Here is a 17,060-nt window from a genome sequence, read left to right as displayed (position 1 = left end):
CATGTACGTAGCCGTCAAAGGCGGAGAAGCCGCCATTCTCAACAGCTACCAGTTGCTGGCCCGCCAGCGCCGGGGCGATGTCTCGCACCCCGAACTCTCGGTGGCGCAGATCCGCCAGCAGCTGAAGCTGGCGGTGGACCGCGTCATGACCGAGGGATCGGTGTACGACCCCGAGCTTGCGGCCCTTGCCATCAAGCAGGCAGCAGGCGACCTGGTGGAAGCCATCTTTTTGCTGCGCGCCTACCGCGCCACGCTGCCGCGCCTGGGCACCACCTGCGCGCTGGACACCAGCCGCATGGTGCTGGACCGGCGCATCTCCGCCACCTTCAAGGACCTGCCGGGCGGCCAGGTGCTGGGCCCCACCTATGACTACACGCAGCGCCTGCTCGACTTCAAGCTGCTGGCCGAAGGCCCTGGGATGGAGTCTGCGGGTACTGCCGCAGCGCCATCCGCAACACCGCCAAGCCCCACGCCGCGTGTGGTGGACCTGCTCAACCAGGAAGGCCTGATCGAGACCCGCCCTGTGCCCCCGGGCGACCCTGCGCCCACGGACCTGACCCGCGAGCCTTTGCGTTTTCCCGCCAATCGCGCCACACGCCTGCAAAACCTGGCGCGGGGCGACGAGGGCTTCTTGCTCGCCATGGCGTATTCCACGCAGCGCGGCTATTCGCACTCGCACCCCTTTGTGGGCGAGGTGCGGCTGGGCACGGTGGCGGTGGAGATCGAACCCGAAGAACTGGGCTTTGCCATCGACATTGGCGACATCGAGATCACCGAGTGCGAGATGGTGAACCAGTTTGCAGGCAGCAAGAGCCAGCCCCCGCAGTTCACGCGCGGCTATGGCCTGGCGTTTGGCCACAGCGAGCGCAAGGCGATGGCCATGGGCCTGGTGGACCGCGCCCTGCGTGCCGATGAGCTGGGTGAGCCGGTGGAGTCGCCCGCGCAGATGCAGGAATTTGTGCTGGGCCACAGCGACAGCCTCGAAGCCTCGGGCTTCGTGCAGCACCTGAAGCTGCCGCACTACGTGGACTTTCAGTCCGAGCTGGAGCTGGTGCGCAAGATGCGCGCCGCTGCCGCCCACCCCACCACCCCCGCCGAGAAGGATGCCGCATGAACGCGCCCATGGAACCCGCCGTAATGGGCCTGCCTGCCGACGCCGCACCGGTGGACGGCCACTTTAACTTTGCCTACCTGGACGAGCGCACCAAGCGCATGATCCGCCGCGCCATCTTGAAGGCCGTGGCCATCCCCGGCTACCAGGTGCCCTTTGGCTCGCGCGAGATGCCGCTGCCCTATGGCTGGGGCACGGGCGGCATCCAGGTTACCGCGTCCATCATCGGCCCGCAGGACTGCCTCAAGGTCATTGACCAGGGATCGGATGACACGGTCAACGCCGTCAACATCCGCCGCTTCTTCGAGCGCACCACGGCCGTGGCGACCACCACCCGCACGCGCGAAGCCACGCTGATCCAGACGCGCCACCGCATCCCCGAGACACCGCTGACCGAAGGCCAGGTCATCGTCTACCAGGTGCCCGTGCCCGAGCCCATGCAGCGCCTGGAGCCACGCGAGACCGAAACGCGCACGTTGCACGGCCTGGCCGAGTACGGGCTCATGCACGTCAAGCTCTACGAAGACATCGCACGCTACGGCCACATCGCCACCACCTACGACTACCCCGTGCTGGTCAACGGCCGCTATGTGATGGCGCCGTCGCCCATCCCTAAGTTCGACAACCCCAAGATGCACATGAACCCCGCGCTGCAGCTGTTTGGCGCGGGCCGCGAAAAGCGCATCTACGCCGTGCCGCCTTATACACCGGTGGAGAGCCTGGGTTTTGAGGACCACCCCTTCGAGGTGCAGCGCTGGGATGCTGCCTGTGCGCTGTGTGGCGCCACCGACAGCTTTCTGGACGAGGTCATCACCGACGACCAGGGCGGGCGCATGCATGTCTGTTCCGATTCGGACTACTGCCAGGAGCGCCAGGCGCAGCAGGCCGAAACGGCGCGGGTGGAAGGCGGCGCCGCATGAGCACCGTGCACCTCCGCGAAGCCCGGCAGGCAGACCTGGAGAGCGTGCTGGCGCTGTATGCCGCCATTGAAGACAGCCCGGTCGACGTGCTGACCCTGGAAGAAGCCCAGGCCGTGTGGGCCCAGTTCGCCCGCTACCCCAGCTACCGCCTGTGGGTGGCCTGCGACCCCGCGCAGCACGGCGCCGTGGTGGGCACCTATGCGCTGCTCGTCATGCACAACCTGGCGCACCGGGGCACGCCCTCGGCCATCGTGGAAGACGTGGTGGTGGCGCCGGACCAGCAGGGCCGAGGCATTGGCCGGCAGATGATGGCCCACGCCATGCAGCAGGCGCGCGACGCGGGCTGCTACAAGCTCGCGCTCTCGTCCAACGCCCGCCGCAAGGGCGCGCATGCCTTCTATGAATCCTTGGGCTTTGCGCAGCATGGCCTGAGCTTTGTTGTCGAGACCCTCACATGAATCACCCCGAACCTTCTGCGCCGCTGCTGAGCGTGCGCAACGTCAGCAAGCGCTATGGCGACCGCGTGGCGCTGCAAGGCGTGTCCTTTGACCTGTGGCCCGGCGAGGTGCTCGCCGTGGTGGGGGAGTCGGGCTCCGGCAAGTCCACGCTGCTCAACGCCATTGCAGCACGCAGCGCCCCGGACGAAGGCACGGTGCAGTTCCGCCAGCGCAGCGGCGAGCTGCAGGACATCTATGCCATGACCGAAGCGCAGCAGCGTCTGCTGGCCCGCACTGACTGGGGCTTTGTGCACCAGAACGCGGCGGACGGCCTGCGCATGGATGTGTCCGCCGGTGCCAACGTGGGCGAGCGCCTGATGGGCCTGGGTGAGCGCCACTACGGAAAGCTGCGCGCCACGGCCACCGAATGGCTGCAGCGCGTGGAGATCGACGCGGCGCGCATCGACGATGCACCGCGCACGTTTTCGGGCGGCATGCGCCAGCGCCTGCAGATTGCGCGCAACCTCGTCACCCAGCCCCGCCTGGTGTTCATGGACGAACCCACCTCGGGCCTGGATGTGTCGGTGCAGGCGCGCCTGCTGGACCTGCTGCGCCAGCTCACACGGCAGATGCAGTTGGCGGCCATTGTGGTCACGCACGACCTGGCCGTAGCGCGCCTGCTGGCCCACCGCATGGTGGTCATGCAGCGCGGCCGCGTGGTCGAAGCGGGCCTGACCGATCAGGTGCTCGACGACCCGCAACACCCCTACACCCAGCTCCTCGTTTCTTCGGTACTGCAGCCATGAACCAGTCTTCCATTGCGCCCATTCTCCAGATGCAAGGGGTGGCCAAGCGCTTCACCCTGCACCACCAGAACGGCATCGAACTGCCGGTGCTCGCCCACGTGGACCTGGCCGTGCAGCCCGGTGAATGTGTGGTGCTGGACGGACCCTCGGGCATGGGCAAGAGCACGCTGCTCAAGATGATCTACGCCAACTACCGGGTCAATGCGGGGCGCATCACGGTGCGCTCGGCCGATGGCGCCGTGGTGGATGTGACGCAGGCCACGCCGCGTGCGCTGGTGCAGCTGCGGCGCGACACCGTGGGCTATGTGAGCCAGTTTCTGCGGGTCATCCCGCGCGTGTCGGCGCTGGACGTGGTGGCCGAGCCACTGGCGGAAGACGCCGGCGACGACCCAGCGGGCATCGAGGCCGCACGCGAGGCCGCCCGCCAGTGGCTGACCCGTCTGCGTATCCCTGAGCGGCTGTGGCACCTGCCACCTGCCACGTTCTCCGGCGGGGAGCAGCAGCGCATCAACATTGCCCGCAACATGATCAAGCCCAAGCCGTTGCTGTTGCTGGACGAGCCCACCGCATCGCTCGATGCAGCCAACACCGAGACCGTGATCGCCATGATCCGCGAGGCCGTAGCGCGCGGCGCGGCCCTGGTGGGCATCTTTCACGATGCGCAGGTGGGTGCGGCGGTGGCCACGCGCCGCGTGAACGTGGGTGACTTTCGGGGAGCATCGGCATGAATGCAACAGTGTTCAAGAACGCCCGCATGGTGTTGCCGGGCGAAGTGGTGTTGGGCAGCTTGCACGTGGATGGCGGGCGCATTGCGTCGCTGGACAGCGGGGCCACTGCGGCCTTGCAAGGCATCGACCTGGGGGGCGACTACCTGCTGCCCGGGCTGGTTGAAATCCACACCGACAACTTCGAGCGCCACCTGATGCCGCGACCCAAGGTGCAATGGGCCGAGATGCCTGCGCTGCTGGCGCACGACGCCGAGATTGCGGCGGCCGGCATCACCACGGTGCTGGACGCGCTGGGCGTGGGCGAGGCCGATGTGGACAGCCTTCGCGGCAGCGCCTGGAACCGCGTGCTCGACACCATCGACACCTGCACCGAGCGCAACCTGCTGCGGGCCGACCACCACCTGCATGTGCGCTGCGAGCTGCCTGCGCCCAACACCATCGACCTGTTCGAGCCCTTCCACGGGCACCCGCGCCTGTCGTTGATCTCGCTGATGGACCACACCCCGGGCCAGCGCCAGTGGGAGAACATCGAGCAGGCGCGCACCTACTACACCGGCAAGAAGGGCTGGAGCGCCGAGAAATTCGAGCGCCAGGTGGCGCACGCGGCCACGCTGCAGGCGCAGTATGCCGAGCCACACCGTGCGTACTTTGTGGATTACTGCCGCACACACGGCATCTCGCTGGCCAGCCACGACGACACCACGGTGGCCCATGTGGAGCAGGCCCATGCCGAAGGGGCCGCGATGTCGGAGTTCCCGACCACACTGGCCGCAGCCCAGGCTGCGCATGAGCGGGGGCTGCTCACCGTGATGGGCGGGCCCAACGTGGTGCGCGGTGGTTCGCATTCGGGCAACGTGGCGGCGGCCGACTTGGCGCGCAGGGGGCTCTTGGACATCCTCTCGTCCGACTATGTGCCCGGCAGTCTGCTGAGCGCGGTGATGCGGCTGGTACAGGACGACATCCTGCCCCTGCCACAGGCCGTGGCCACCGTCACCCACAACCCGGCCAAGGCGGCGGGCATGCTGGACCGGGGCGCACTGGCGCCCGGCCTGCGCGCCGACCTGGTGCAGGTGCACATGGCCGAGCTGCCCGATGGCGGCCGCCAGGCCGTGGTGCGTGGAGTGTGGCGCGAAGGGCAGCGCGTCCTGTAGAGCGCGTGCAAGTCTTTCCTGACATCCAAACTTCTCCCAACTGTCAAAGCACTGTCACGCCCCACAACCACACTCCGGTTGTCTAGACGACTTAACCCCCAGGAGGCTGCCATGACCGCCGCACTGCACATCCACCAACTGAACAAGCATTTCGCCAACGGCAAACACGCCCTGCGCGACATCAACCTCACCGTGCAGCGCGGCGAGATGGTGGCGCTGATTGGTGCCTCGGGCTCGGGCAAGTCCACCCTGCTGCGCCACGTGGCGGGCCTGGTGGTAGCCGATGCGGCCAGCGATTCGCTGATCGAAGTCGATGGTCGCTGCGTGCAGCAGGGCGGGCGCATCCACAGCGACATCCGCAAGGTGCGTTCGCAGGTGGGCTTTGTGTTCCAGCAGTTCAACCTGGTGGACCGCTTGCCGGTGTTGATGAACGTGCTGGTGGGCCTGCTGCACCGCACGCCCTGGTGGCGCGGCTGGCTGCGCATGTTCAAGCCGCAGGAGCGCGCGCTGGCGCTGGAAGCGCTCCACCGCGTGGGCATTGCCGAATGCCATGCACAACGTGCTTCCACCCTGTCCGGCGGGCAGCAGCAGCGCGCGGCCATTGCCCGCACGCTGGTGCAGGGCGCCAAGGTGGTGCTGGCCGACGAGCCCATCGCGTCGCTCGACCCGGAGTCCTCGCGCAAGGTCATGGACATCCTGGCCCGCATCAACCGCGAGGACCGCTGCACTGTCATCGTGTCGCTGCACCAGGTGGATGTGGCCATCAAATACTGCCCCCGCGTGGTGGCCTTGCACCACGGTCAGGTGGTGTACGACGGCCCCTCGGCGGCCCTCACGCCCGCACTGCTGCGCAGCCTGTATGGCGTGCACGCCGACGAAATTCTGGCGGATGCAGCGGGTGCCCCCACAGCACCCGTGCACGCCCCAACACCCGTCCCACAGTGGGCGCCCGCCATGGTCCAGGCCGCCTGAACGGCCTTTTGTTTCTTTTCAATTCCTTTCTCTGGAGTTTTCAACATGTTCAAGAAACTGTGTGCCGCCCTGACGATCGGGCTGGGTTTGACCACGGGCGCGTTGGCCCAGGACATCAACTTCGGCATGATCTCGACCGAGGCCTCGCAAAACCTCAAGGCAGACTGGCAGCCCCTGCTGGATGACATGGCCAAGCAGACCGGTCTGAAGATCAATGCCTTCTTTGCATCCGACTACGCAGGCCTCATCGAAGCCATGCGCTTCAACAAGATGCAGGTGGCCTGGCTGGGCAACAAGTCGGCCATGGAAGCCGTGGACCGCGCCAACGGCGAAGTCTTTGCGCAGATGGTGAACGCCGACGGCACGCAGGGCTACTACTCGCACCTCATCGTGCACAAGGACAGCTCCCTGGCCACCCTGGATGACGTGCTCAAGAACGGCAAGTCGCTGAGCTTTGGCAACGGCGACCCCAACTCCACCTCGGGCTTCCTGGTGCCCGGCTACTACGCCTTTGCACAGAACAAGATCGACGCGAAGACGCACTTCAAGATCACGCGCAGTGCCAACCACGAGACCAACGCGCTGGCCGTGGCCAACAAGCAGGTGGATGTGGCCACCAACAACAGCGAGAACCTGGAAAAGATCAAGGAGCGCCAGCCCGAGAAGTTCAAGGACATCAAGATCGTCTGGACCTCGCCCCTGATTCCGCTGGACCCGCTGGTGATGCGCAAGGACTTGCCCGAGGCCACCAAGACCAAGATCCGCGACTTCTTCTACAACTACGCCAAGACCGATGCGCGCGAGAAGGAGATCGTGATGAAGATCTCCAAGCTCTCGGGCTTCAAGCCATCAACGAACGCACAGCTCACCCCCATCCGCCAGCTGGACCTGTTCGGCAAGCGCAACAAGATCGAGGCCGACGCGACGCTGGCTGATTCTGACAAGAAGACCCGCCTGGCCGAGATCGACCAGCAGCTGGCGTCGTTGAAGTAATCCGTAGGTTTCTTGTTATGGCCCGGGTGTCTCCATGTCCTCTGCTTTGAATCCCTCGCTGGCCACACTGGCCGGCACCTCGTCGCCCAAGCGCAGCCTGGCCTGGTACCTGTCGTGGGGCATCCTGCTGGTGTTGCTGGCGGCGTCCTGGAAGGGCGCCGACATGCGCCCGTTCGATCTGTGGAACGACTCGGGCAACATGGTCAGCTATGCGGCGGAGTTCTTTCCGCCCAATTTTGCGCAGTGGCAGATCTATGTGCAGGAGATGCTGGTCACGCTGCAGATCGCGCTGTGGGGCACGGCGCTGGCGGTGGTCACCGCCGTGCCGCTGGCACTGCTGGCCTCGTCCAACATCGTGCCCTGGTGGGTCTACCAGCCGGTGCGCCGCGTGCTGGACGCGTGCCGCGCCATCAACGAAATGGTGTTTGCCATGCTGTTTGTGGTGGCCGTGGGCCTGGGGCCTTTTGCGGGTGTCCTGGCCCTGTGGATCCACACCTCGGGCACCCTGGCCAAGCTGTTCTCCGAAGCCGTGGAGGCGATTGACCCGCAGCCCGTGGAAGGCATCCGCTCCACCGGTGCGAGCGCACTGCACGAAATCATCTATGGCGTGATCCCGCAGGTCATGCCGCTGTGGATCTCGTACACGCTGTACCGCTTTGAAGCCAACGTGCGTTCGGCTTCGGTGGTGGGCATGGTGGGCGCCGGGGGCATTGGGGTGGTGCTGTGGGAAATCATCCGGGGCTTCCAGTACGCCGAGACCTGCGCGGTCATGCTCATCATCGTGGTCACGGTGAGTGTTATCGACCTGGTGTCGGCCCGCATCCGCAAGGCACTGGTCTGACAAGGAGCACACCGTGGCATTGACCCTTGAAGACATCACCCACCTGCTTGCCACGCGGGGCGTGAACCAGTACGGCCGCGAGGCGGTCAGCCAGCTGGAGCATGCGCTGCAGTGTGCACAGTGGGCCGAAAAATCGGGTGAAACCCCGGCCACCGTCGTCGCGGCCCTGCTGCACGACCTGGGCCACCTGCTGGCGCCGGGGGGCGACACGGCCGAGCAGGACGACCTGCACCAGTACATGGCCATCCCGTTCTTGCGGGGCCTACTGCCCGACGCGGTGCTGGAGCCCATCCGCCTGCATGTGGATGCCAAGCGCTACCTGTGCACCATGGAGCCGGGGTACTGGGAGACACTGTCGCCCGCATCGCAGCACAGCCTAGTGCTGCAGGGCGGGCCCTTCACGCCCAAAGAGGCGATGCAGTTTGCGGCCCAGCCTTTTGCGCAGGAGGCCATCCGCCTGCGCCGCTATGACGACCACGCCAAGGTGCCGGGGTTGGTCACGCCCCCGCTGGGCTACTACATGGCGCTGGTGCAGCGTCTGGTGCCAGTTCCGGCGACTGTTGCTGCTGCGGCTGAACTCGCCCCGGTGGCTGCGTAAAAAGCCGCGCGACCAAGCCGAGGCCGCCCCTGCGCATCAACCTCCCTTGTCGCCATTCACCCAGCCCAGGTCCAGCGGCCGGTCCTCGAATTCGGTGTTCAGGACCACGGTGCTCGTGGTGCGCGCCACGCCGGGAATCGCCTTGATCTGGTAGAGCACGTCCTCCAGCCCGCGTGCGTGTGTGGTGCGGATCTTGGCCAGGAAGTCGTGCTCGCCAGCCACGCTGTGCAACTCCTCCACCTGGGGGATACCGCGCAGGCGCGGCGCAATGTCGCGGCAGTGCGCGCCGCCATCGTTGCGGATCGCCACAAACGCGGTGAAGTTCAGCCCCACGCGTTCCGGGTCCACGCTGATCGAAAACCGGCGGATCACGCCCTTGTCCAGAAGCTTCTTCACGCGCTCGTGCACGGCGGCGGTGGACAGTCCCACTTCGGCCCCCACATCGGCATAGGAACGTCGCCCATCGGCGCCTAGCGCCGAAATAATTCTGGCGTCCATGTCATCTGTCTGAATATTTGCTTGCATAGCCGCTCGATTTTGGTAAAAATTCCGAAAACCTTGCGGTTTCCATAAATTATTCGGTCAGGTGAAGAATATGCCGGCAATTTTCAATGCGCAAGCCCGCGCACAGCGCAAAGGGGCGGTGGCCATGGCACTGCTGTTGGTCTACATCGTCTGGGGCACTACCTATTTCGCCATTGGTATTGCGCTGCAGAGCATGCCGCCACTGCTGATGAATGCGATCCGCTTCCTGTGTGCAGGGGGGGTGATGCTGCTGATTGCGTTGTGGCAAGGCCATGCATTGCCCACGTGGGTGCAATGGCGCAACTCGGCGGTGGTTGGCGGCTGCATGGTGTTTTTGGCCATGAACCTGATGGGTTTTGCGCAAAAGCTGGGCATTGGCTCGGGCCTGATGGCCACAGTGGTCACCACCATGCCCATGTGGCTGGCGTTGTGGTCGCGCTGGGGCGGCGAGCGCGTGCCGTTCACCAGCTGGATCGGCCTGGCCCTGGGCGTGGTGGGTGCGCTGCTGCTGGCGCTGGAGGGCGACTTTTCAGCCACCTGGCTCGGTGCGCTACTGGCCTTTGGTGCTCCTCTGTGCTGGAGCGTGGGCTCGTATGCATCGCGCAAGCTGTCGCTACCCGCGCCCGCCATGGCATCGGCCGCGCAGTGGTTTGCGGGGGGCGCCATGGGGCTGGTGGTAGCGTTGTGGTTTGAGCCGTTGAGCGCCCTGGGCCACGTCACTGCCAAGTCGTGGGCGGCGTGGGTCTATCTGCTGGTGTTTGGCACCTTGGTGGCGCTCAATGCGTACCTGTGGCTGCTGCAGAACACGTCGGCCGCGCTGGCGGGCAGCTATTCGTTTGTGAATCCTGCGGTGGCTTTGCTGGTGGGCGTGGCGCTGGGGGGCGAGCTGCTGACGGGCTGGGTGTTTGCCGCGCTGCCGTTGATTGGGGCGGCGCTGGCGTTCATTCTGTACGGGCAAGCGCTGCAGCGGTGGCTGGAAAAGCTCAGTCCGGGATTACAGCGGTTGCTTCAATCTCGATCTTCGCGCGCTCTTCCATAAGCCCCGCCACCTGCACGCAGGCCATGGCCGGAAAGTTCTTGCCCAGCACCTCGCGGTAGACCGCGCCCAGCTCCTTCAAGCGGCTGTTGTATTCGTTGCGGTCGGTCACGTACCAGGTCAGCCTCACCAGGTGCTCGGGGCCTGCGCCGCCAGCCTCCAGCACCGCCCGCACGTTCAGCAGCGTCTGCCTCGTCTGGTCGATGAAGTCGTCGCTCTCAAACTGCTGCTGCGCATTCCAGCCGATCTGGCCGCCGGTAAAGACCATGGTGCCGCGTGCGGCCACGCCGTTGGCGTAGCCCTTGGGTGTGACCCAGCCCTCGGGCTGCAAAAGGGTGTTTTTCATCGTCATGTTGTTTTTGTGGAAGTGTGCGATCCGGCGGAGGGTGATGCGGCCGCACCCTGGCGCAGCTTGAAGCGCTGCAGTTTGCCGGTTTCGGTGCGCGGCAGGGCGGTCACAAACTCCACCACGCGTGGGTATTTGAACGGGGCGATGGTGGCTTTCACATGGTCCTGCAGCGTCTTGACCATGGCGGCATCGCCTGAGTGGCCGGGCTTCAAGACGCAGAGGGCCTTGACCACCATGCCGCGCTCCTCGTCGGGCACGCCGATCACGCCGCACTCGGCCACGGCCGGGTGGCGCAGCAGGGCGTCTTCCACCTCGGGGCCGCCCACGTTGTAGCCGGCGGTGATGATCATGTCGTCGTCGCGCGCCTGGTAGAAAAAGTAGCCGTCGGCGTCTTGCGTGAACGCATCGCCCGGGTAGTTCCAGCCGTCCTTCACGTACTTGGCCTGGCGCGGGTCGTCGAGGTACTTGCAGCCCGTGGGGCCGATCACCGCGAGCTTGCCCACGGTGCCCCGCGGCAGCTCATTACCTTCGTCGTCCACCACCTTGGCGGTGTAGCCGGGCACCACCTTGCCGATGGCGCCGCGCCGGCTCTCACTGCCGGGCGAAGAGATGAAGATGTGGAACATCTCGGTGGCGCCAATGCCGTCCGTCATGTCCAGGCCGGTCGCCTCCTTCCACAGCTGGCGCGTGGCGTCGGGCAGCCCCTCACCCGCGCTCACGCTGGTGCGCAGCTGGGGCAGGCCGATCTGTTTGGCGAACGGTGCCATCTGCCGGTAGAAGGTGGGGGCGGTGTAGCAGATGGTCACGCCCGCGTCGCGCATCAGCCGCACCATGGTTTCGGGCGTATAGGGCTGGTCCGGAAAGTACACGCTGGCCCCGGCCCACATCGGAAACACCAGCAAGCCGCCCAGGCCAAAGGTGAACGCCAGCGGCGGCGAGCCCGCCACGATGTCATCGTGCGTGGCCTTGAGCACATGGCGCGGCCAGGCCTCGCAGCCTGCCAGCACATCGCGGTGCGTGTGCACGGCAGCTTTGGGCGCGCCGGTGGTGCCCGAGGTGAAGGCCATCAGCGCGATGTCGTCGGCAGCTGTGGGGCAGGGCGGCGTGGTGCCGGGCTTGCCCTGCGCGCGCTGCAGCAGGTCGGCTGCATCCGGCGCTGTGTGGAAGGGCACGATGGTGGCGAGCACGGGGTGCTGCGTCTGCGCGGCCTGCAGCTCGGCCAGCAGGCGGCCGTCGCACAGTGCCAGCGTGGGCTGGGCGCGGTCGATGATGCTGCCCAGCTCCACCGCGCGCAGCAGCGGCATGGTCGCCACCGCCACCAGCCCCGCGTAGACGGTACCCAGCCAAGCCAGCGCCATCTCCACCGTGTTGCCGCCGCGCAGCAGCACGCGGTTGCCGGGCACCAGGCCGTGGTCTTGCGTCAGCACCTCGGCAATGCGCGCGGCCTCGGCGCGGGCGTCGCGGTAGGTGTACGTGCGGTGCGGGCCGCGCAACAGGGGGCGGTCGATGTGGCCAGCGCGCTCGGCCTGGTCGAACAGCGCCTGCACCAGGTTGGCCTGGTTGGCGATCTGCAGCTCAGGCAGGTCGTAGCGCAGTGTGGGCCAGGCCTCGGGCGGCGGCAAGCGGTCGTGCACGAAGTGGTCGGGCTGGGCGGAGGGGGCTTTCATGCGTTTACTCCTGCAGAACGGCCTTGCCGATGATCAGTTGCTGCACCTCGGTCGCGCCTTCGTAGATGCGCAGCGAGCGGATGTCGCGGTACAGCGATTCGACCTTGCTGCCCACTTCCACGCCGCGCCCGCCGTGCAGCTGCAGCGCCATGTCGATGACGCGCTGGGCGTTTTCAGTGGCGGTCATCTTGGCCATCGCCGCTTCGGCAGTCACGCGCGCCTGGCCCGTGTCGCGCAGCCAGGCCGCGCGGTAGGTGAGCAGCGCGGCGCTGTCCACCAGCGCGGCCATCTCGCCGATCTTGGCTTGGGTGAGCTGGAAGTCCGCCAGCGTCTGGCCGAACATGCGGCGCTGGCGGGCGTGGTGCACGGCCTCGGCCAGTGCGCGGCGCGCCATGCCCAGTGCGGCGGCGGCCACCGATGCGCGGAAGATGTCGAGCGTGCGCATGGCCAGCTTGAAGCCGCCGTTCTCGTCGCCCAGCAGCGCGGTGGCGGGCACGTTGCAGTTGGTGAACTGCAGCGTGGCCAGCGGGTGGGGCGCCATCACATGGATATGGCGCGAGGCGTCCAGGCCCGGCGTGTTCGCATCGACGATGAAGGCGCTGATGCCGCGCGTGCCGCCGCTCGGGTTGGTCTTGGCGAACACGCAGTAGAAGTCGGCGATGCCGCCGTTGCTGATCCAGGTTTTGGTGCCGTTCAAGCAAAAAGTGCCTGTAGCGCTAGTCGAAGCTGAGCTGGAAGCTATGGTTTGCATAGCGCCCACATCTGACCCCGCCTCGGGTTCGCTCAGCGCGAACGCAGCGATTAGTTCGCCACGCGCCACGCCTTGCAGGTAGTGCGCCTGCTGCGCGGGGCTGCCCGCCAGCGTGATCGCACCGCTGCCCAGTCCTTGCATCGCAAACGCAAAGTCCGCCAGCGGCGAGTGATAGGCCAGTGTCTCGCGCAGCAGCACCAGCGCGCGCGAGTCGAGCGCAGGCAGCGCGCCGCCGTGCGCGGCGGGCACGCAGTAGCGCAGCCAGCCGCCCGCGCCCAGGCGCTGCACCCAGTCGCGGCAGGCGGCGCGGTCGTCGGTTTCATCGACCTCTTGCGCAGCCACCCAGGGCACCAGGCCCTCGGCCAGCGCGCGGTGGGCATCGTCAAAAAAGGGCAGCGCCAGGTGCGCCGTGGAGGGCGGGCGAGGTGCGGGGGGCGTTGCAACGTGCATGGGTTCAATCTCCCTGGAACACGGGCTTTTGCTTGGCGGCGAACGCTTCGTAGGCGCGGCGGAAGTCTTCGGTCTGCATGCAGATCGCCTGCGCCTGCGCCTCGGCCTCGATGGCCTGCTCGATGGTCATGCTCCACTCCTGGCTGAGCATGGTCTTGGTCATGCCGTGGGCAAAGGTGGGGCCATCGGCCAGCGTGCGCGCCGTGGCCTGCACGTTGGCCAGCAGGTCGGTACTCTCGTACAAATCGTTGAAGAAGCCCCAGGCCAGACCCTCGTGCGCGGTCATCGCGCGGCCGGTGAACAGCAGCTCGCTGGCGCGGCCCTGGCCGATCATGCGGGGCAGCAGCGCACAGGCTCCCATGTCGGCACCGGCCAGGCCCACGCGGGTGAAGAGAAAAGCGGTTTTGGTCGCCTCGGTGCCGTAGCGCATGTCGCAGGCCAGTGCCATCATGGCGCCCGCACCGGCGCAGATGCCGTCGATGGCCCCCAGGATGGGCTGCGGGCAGGCGCGCATCGCCTTGATCAGGTCGCCCGTCATGCGCGTGAACTCCAGCAGCTCGGGCATGGTCATGGTGGTCAGCGGGCCGATGATCTCGTGCACGTCGCCGCCGGAGCAGAAGTTGCCGCCCGCGCCGGTGACGACGATGGCCTTCACGTCGGTGGCAAACCGCAGCGCGTAGAAGAAGTCGCGCAGCTCCGAATAGCTCTGGAAGGTGAGCGGGTTCTTGCGGTCCGGTCGGTTGAGCGTGACAGTGCCCACGCCAGCATCGAAGCTCCACGCGAAATGCTCGGCCACATAGCTGGCCTGGGGGTTGAACTGCTCGCGCATGGGGTTGCTCGCGCCGATGAAATGTTTCATTCCGTGGTCTCCAGAGAGTTGTCTTGTGTGTGTTCCTTGACCCTGCCCAACAGGCGGTACAAGGTGGCGATGTCACGTTCGCCCAGCGTGGCAAACGCTTCCACGATCCACTGCTCGTGTTGGCGCGCCATGTCGTTGAACTGCTGGCGGCCTTGCGGCGTGAGGCGCACGAGGTAGGCGCGGCGGTCGCCTTCCACGTCCAGGCGTTCCACCAAGCCTTCCGCCACGAGCTGGTCGGTGATGCCGGTGATGTTGCCGCTCGTCACCATCATGCGGCGCGAGAGCTCTTTCATCTTCATGCCGTCCGGCGCACGTTCCAGCTGCGCCATCAGGTCAAAACGCGGCAGCGTGGTGTCGAACTGCGCGCGCAAGTTGCTGCGCACCTGTTTTTCGATGAGCTGCGTGCAGGTGAGCAAACGCAGCCACAGGCGCAGCGCTTCGGGGTGCTCGCTGGGGGCGGCGCCGTGCAGGCGGGCTTCGAGGTCCATGGCTAACCTTCTTCCTCGGATGCTCTGTTTTTGGTAGCTGAAAGCGCTTGTGCAGCCAGCGCTGCGATCTGTTTTTGCTTGGAAATCTCGCGCAGCATCTGGTCGCGGCCGCTGGTGTACTGCACCGGCCAGTCGGTGTGCGCTGCGGCCACGGGGCTCAACTGCGCGGCGGCGTGCAGCGTCCAGGCCGGGTCGGCCAGGTGGGGGCGGGCAATGGCACACAGGTCGGCGCGGCCGGCCGCGATGATGCTGTTGGCGTGGTCGGCCTCGGTGATCGCGCCCACCGCCATGGTGGCAATGCCCACCTCGTTGCGGATGCGGTCGGCAAACGGAGTCTGGTACATGCGGCCATACACCGGGCGCGAGTCGCGTGTGGTCTGGCCGGAGGACACGTCGATCAGGTCCGCGCCTGCCGCCTTGAACAAGCGCGCAATGGCGATGGCGTCGTCGGCAGTATTTCCGTCAGGGAGCCAGTCGTGGGCCGAGATACGCACGGAGAGCGGCTTGCCGGCCGGCCACACGGCGCGCAGCGCGGTCAGCACCTCCAGCGGGTAGCGGCAGCGGTTCTCCAGGCTGCCGCCGTATGCATCGGTACGCTGGTTGGTGGCGGGGCTCAAAAAGCTGGCCAGCAAGTAGCCGTGCGCGCAGTGCAGCTCCAGCCAGTCAAAGCCGCAGGCCATGGCCCGGCGGGCGCTGTCCACAAAAGCGGCGGTCACGCGGTCCATGTCGGCGCGGGTCATGGCGGCAGGTGTCTGGTTCTGCGCGCCGTAGGCGACGGGGCTGGCGGCCAGCAGGGGCCAGTTGCCCGCCTCCAGCGGCTCGTCTGTGCCCTCCCAGCCCACGCGGGTGGAGCCCTTGGGGCCGCTGTGGCCGAGTTGCAGGCCGATCTTGGCCGTGCTGCTGCCGTGCACAAAGTTGACGACGCGCGCAAAGGCGGCTTGTTGTGCGTCGTTCCACAGACCGGGGCAGGCGGGGGTGATGCGGCCCTCGGGCGTGGGGCTGGTCATCTCCACCATCACCAGCGCCGCGCCGCCGAGGGCGCGCGCGCCCAGGTGCACCAGGTGAAAGTCCTGCGGCACGCCCTCGACTGCGCTGTAGGTGGCCATGGGCGAGACGACGATGCGGTTCTTGAGCGTGAGGCCCTTCAAAGTGAACGGCGTGAGCATGGGCGGAATCGCGGCCTTGCCACCCGCGAGCCAGGCCTCATAGCCCTCCAGCCACGCGGCATCGCGCAGCCGCAGGTTCTCGTGGCTGATGCGCTGGCTGCGCGTGAGCAGCGAGTAGGTGAACTGCTCCACGGGCATGCCGGCGTAGCGCGCCACGTTTTCAAACCACTCGGTGCTGTTGCGCGCGGCGTTCTGGATCTTGAGCACCTCCACGCTGCGGCGCGCTTCATAGTGCTGCAGCACTTCGTCGATGGGCAGGCCGGTGGCGAACTCGTTGGCGAGGTCGATGGCGTCTTCCAGCGCCAGCTTGGTGCCGCTCCCAATCGAGAAATGTGCGGTGTGCGCTGCGTCGCCCATTAGCACGATGGGCACGTGCTTGCTGTCGATGGCTTCGCGGTGCACCCAGGTGTTGCAGATCACACGCGGAAAGCGGATCCAGTTGGCCGAGCCGCGCAGGTGCGTGGCGTTGCTGATGAGCGCGTTGCCGTCCAGGTATTGGGCAAACAGCTTTTCGCAGAATGCAATGGCCTCGGGCTGCTCCATCTGGTCCAGGCCGTGGGCCTTCCACACGGCCTCGGGCGTTTCGACGATGAAGGTGGAGGTGTCGGCGTCAAACTGGTAGGCGTGTGCCTGGAACCAGCCATGCTCGGTCTGTTCGAAAGCAAACGTAAAAGCGTCGAACTTTTTCTTGGTGCCCAGCCATACGAAGCGGCACTGGCGCAGATCGATGTCTGGCTGGTAGGTGGCTGCGTAGCGGGTGCGGATGCGGCTGTTGAGGCCGTCGCTGGCGATGACCAGGTCGGCGTTGTACTGCGCAGCCAGCGCTTGGTCGTCGGCCACGTCGGTTTCGAACACCAACTCCACGCCCACCGCCAGGCACCGGTCCTGCAGGATGTTGAGCAGGCGCTTGCGGCCAATGCCGCAGAAGCCGTGGCCGGTGGAGCGCACGCTGCGCCCCTTGAAGAACACCTCGATATCGTCCCAGTGGTTGAACGCGTCGCCGATCAGGGCTGCCGTGGGCGCGTCGGCCGCCTGCAGGTTGGCCAGCGTCTGGTCCGACAGCACCACCCCCCAGCCGAAGGTGTCGAACGGCCGGTTGCGTTCGACCACCGTGACGCGGTGCGCGGGGTTTTGCTGCTTCATGAGCAGTGCGAAGTAGAGACCGGCGGGCCCACCGCCAATGCAGAGGATGTTCATGCCAAAATAGTTTAG

At 66.5% G+C, this 17,060-nt stretch carries 18 protein-coding genes; 11 read left to right on the top strand and 7 right to left on the bottom strand.

All coding sequences use genetic code 11. From position 1 onward, the window contains the following. Position 1: 1 nt before the first annotated feature. The 10 genes from ASD75_RS11305 to ASD75_RS11260 all read left to right on the top strand — a co-directional run bounded on the left by ASD75_RS11305 (position 2) and on the right by ASD75_RS11260 (position 8,557). On the top strand, positions 2-1,114 hold the full coding sequence (locus ASD75_RS11305) for a carbon-phosphorus lyase complex subunit PhnI (protein WP_056745681.1): 1,113 nt from the start codon (positions 2-4) through the stop codon (positions 1,112-1,114). Then, positions 1,111-2,031, top strand: coding sequence for an alpha-D-ribose 1-methylphosphonate 5-phosphate C-P-lyase PhnJ (locus ASD75_RS11300; RefSeq protein ID WP_056745679.1), 921 nt, complete (start codon positions 1,111-1,113; stop codon positions 2,029-2,031). The genes ASD75_RS11305 and ASD75_RS11300 overlap by 4 nt, the downstream gene beginning before the upstream one ends. Next, complete coding sequence (locus tag ASD75_RS11295; RefSeq protein ID WP_056745677.1) at positions 2,028-2,489, top strand: GNAT family N-acetyltransferase; 462 nt, start codon at positions 2,028-2,030, stop codon at positions 2,487-2,489. Before ASD75_RS11300 ends, ASD75_RS11295 begins: the two co-directional genes overlap by 4 nt. Further along, positions 2,486-3,274, top strand: a complete 789-nt coding sequence (gene phnK, locus ASD75_RS11290; protein WP_056745675.1) for a phosphonate C-P lyase system protein PhnK — start codon at positions 2,486-2,488, stop codon at positions 3,272-3,274. The genes ASD75_RS11295 and phnK overlap by 4 nt, the downstream gene beginning before the upstream one ends. Continuing rightward, a complete protein-coding gene (phnL, locus tag ASD75_RS11285; protein ID WP_056745673.1) occupies positions 3,271-4,002 on the top strand; it encodes a phosphonate C-P lyase system protein PhnL in 732 nt (243 codons plus the stop codon). The genes phnK and phnL overlap by 4 nt, the downstream gene beginning before the upstream one ends. Then, positions 3,999-5,153, top strand: a complete 1,155-nt coding sequence (locus ASD75_RS11280) for an alpha-D-ribose 1-methylphosphonate 5-triphosphate diphosphatase (protein WP_056745671.1) — start codon at positions 3,999-4,001, stop codon at positions 5,151-5,153. Before phnL ends, ASD75_RS11280 begins: the two co-directional genes overlap by 4 nt. 111 nt (positions 5,154-5,264) lie before the next feature. Next, the gene (phnC, locus tag ASD75_RS11275) at positions 5,265-6,125 is read left to right on the top strand and encodes a phosphonate ABC transporter ATP-binding protein (RefSeq protein WP_056745669.1); all 861 of its coding nucleotides are present in this window, start codon (positions 5,265-5,267) and stop codon (positions 6,123-6,125) included. A gap of 45 nt (positions 6,126-6,170) precedes the next feature. After that, complete coding sequence (phnD, locus tag ASD75_RS11270) at positions 6,171-7,118, top strand: phosphonate ABC transporter substrate-binding protein (protein WP_056745666.1); 948 nt, start codon at positions 6,171-6,173, stop codon at positions 7,116-7,118. 34 nt (positions 7,119-7,152) lie between these two features. After that, positions 7,153-7,959, top strand: coding sequence for a phosphonate ABC transporter, permease protein PhnE (phnE, locus tag ASD75_RS11265; protein WP_056059739.1), 807 nt, complete (start codon positions 7,153-7,155; stop codon positions 7,957-7,959). A 13-nt stretch (positions 7,960-7,972) separates the two neighbouring features. Beyond that, positions 7,973-8,557 (top strand): phosphonate degradation HD-domain oxygenase, encoded by a 585-nt coding sequence (locus ASD75_RS11260; protein ID WP_056745664.1) that lies wholly within the window; start codon positions 7,973-7,975, stop codon positions 8,555-8,557. A 36-nt stretch (positions 8,558-8,593) separates the two neighbouring features. Here ASD75_RS11260 and ASD75_RS11255 read toward each other — a convergent pair whose 3' ends face one another. Continuing rightward, positions 8,594-9,055 (bottom strand): Lrp/AsnC family transcriptional regulator, encoded by a 462-nt coding sequence (locus ASD75_RS11255; RefSeq protein ID WP_056059735.1) that lies wholly within the window; start codon positions 9,053-9,055, stop codon positions 8,594-8,596. 97 nt (positions 9,056-9,152) lie between these two features. On the opposite strand from ASD75_RS11255, the gene ASD75_RS11250 reads away from it, so the two are divergent. Next, positions 9,153-10,121, top strand: coding sequence for an EamA family transporter (locus tag ASD75_RS11250; RefSeq protein WP_056745662.1), 969 nt, complete (start codon positions 9,153-9,155; stop codon positions 10,119-10,121). On the opposite strand, the gene ASD75_RS11245 is transcribed toward ASD75_RS11250, so the two are convergent. The 6 genes from ASD75_RS11245 to ASD75_RS11220 are packed head-to-tail and all read right to left on the bottom strand — an operon-like array spanning position 10,066 to position 17,045. After that, positions 10,066-10,464, bottom strand: coding sequence for a RidA family protein (locus ASD75_RS11245; protein ID WP_055400021.1), 399 nt, complete (start codon positions 10,462-10,464; stop codon positions 10,066-10,068). The genes ASD75_RS11250 and ASD75_RS11245 overlap by 56 nt on opposite strands. Before the next feature lie 2 nt (positions 10,465-10,466). Then, positions 10,467-12,134, bottom strand: a complete 1,668-nt coding sequence (locus ASD75_RS11240; protein WP_056745660.1) for an AMP-binding protein — start codon at positions 12,132-12,134, stop codon at positions 10,467-10,469. 4 nt (positions 12,135-12,138) lie between these two features. Next, positions 12,139-13,335, bottom strand: a complete 1,197-nt coding sequence (locus ASD75_RS11235) for an acyl-CoA dehydrogenase family protein (protein ID WP_056745658.1) — start codon at positions 13,333-13,335, stop codon at positions 12,139-12,141. A gap of 4 nt (positions 13,336-13,339) precedes the next feature. Next, positions 13,340-14,194, bottom strand: coding sequence for an enoyl-CoA hydratase family protein (locus ASD75_RS11230; protein ID WP_056745656.1), 855 nt, complete (start codon positions 14,192-14,194; stop codon positions 13,340-13,342). Continuing rightward, positions 14,191-14,682 (bottom strand): MarR family winged helix-turn-helix transcriptional regulator, encoded by a 492-nt coding sequence (locus ASD75_RS11225; protein ID WP_056745653.1) that lies wholly within the window; start codon positions 14,680-14,682, stop codon positions 14,191-14,193. Before ASD75_RS11225 ends, ASD75_RS11230 begins: the two co-directional genes overlap by 4 nt. 2 nt (positions 14,683-14,684) lie before the next feature. Beyond that, positions 14,685-17,045 carry a bifunctional salicylyl-CoA 5-hydroxylase/oxidoreductase gene (locus ASD75_RS11220; RefSeq protein WP_056745652.1) on the bottom strand — a complete coding sequence of 787 codons (2,361 nt, stop codon included), beginning with the start codon at positions 17,043-17,045 and terminating at the stop codon, positions 14,685-14,687. Positions 17,046-17,060: the final 15 nt, after the last annotated feature.

This window comes from Acidovorax sp. Root568 (assembly GCF_001427445.1).
Taxonomy (GTDB): Bacteria; Pseudomonadota; Gammaproteobacteria; order Burkholderiales; family Burkholderiaceae_C; genus Acidovorax; species Acidovorax delafieldii.
This window is presented reverse-complemented; position numbering and strand designations above follow the sequence as displayed.